Genomic DNA, 648 nt, shown 5'->3' on the forward strand with positions numbered 1-648 from the left:
GCAGAAATGTGTTAAGTACACTGTTTAGTTATGAAGGCTCGTACTTCAAAACAAAAGAATACGGAAAAGCCTAAGAGATTTCTGGTGGCGATGCGCTTAGGGGACACACCCGTTCCCATCCCGAACACGATGGTTAAGACCTAAGCGGCCGATGGTACTATGTTGGAGACGATATGGGAGAGCAGGTGGCTGCCAGAATGATATGGGGGTGTAGCTCAGTTGGGAGAGCACCTGCCTTGCAAGCAGGGGGTCAAGAGTTCGAATCTCTCCATCTCCATTCGTCAAGCATTCGAAAGAGTGTGAGACAAAAATGGGCTTATAGCTCAGCCGGTTAGAGCGCACGCCTGATAAGCGTGAGGTCGGTGGTTCGAGTCCACTTAAGCCCATTGTCAGTTATCCGACTGACACCAAGATTTACATTGTACCTTGAAAACTATATACTGAAATATCTACAAGTTAAATTCAATCCTTAGAATGAATTTAACACAAGACATCCGAGGTGATTATCCTAAAAGGTAATTTTAAAGATAATCATTCCAAGAGGACGAAAACCTCTGAAAAAAACAAACCTATGACCCTCATACAACGCTATGTATGAGCTGATTGCTCACCGGCAGTCAGAATGGTCAAGCGTGAAAGAGCGCAGGG

Annotated in this window: 2 tRNA genes and 1 rRNA gene; all 3 read left to right on the forward strand. The window is 45.1% G+C overall.

Annotated features, from left to right (window positions below):
• The first annotated feature begins 80 nt into the window (after positions 1-80).
• The 3 genes from rrf to OCV63_RS17395 all read left to right on the forward strand — a co-directional run bounded on the left by rrf (position 81) and on the right by OCV63_RS17395 (position 386).
• Positions 81-198: ribosomal RNA gene (gene rrf / locus OCV63_RS17385) — 5S ribosomal RNA — on the forward strand.
• Positions 199-204: 6 nt separating this feature from the next.
• Positions 205-277, forward strand: a tRNA-Ala gene (locus OCV63_RS17390).
• Between the two features lie 35 nt (positions 278-312).
• Positions 313-386 (forward strand) — tRNA-Ile (locus OCV63_RS17395).
• Positions 387-648: the final 262 nt, after the last annotated feature.

Source organism: Laedolimicola ammoniilytica, from assembly GCF_025567165.1.
Classification (GTDB): domain Bacteria; phylum Bacillota; class Clostridia; order Lachnospirales; family Lachnospiraceae; genus Laedolimicola; species Laedolimicola ammoniilytica.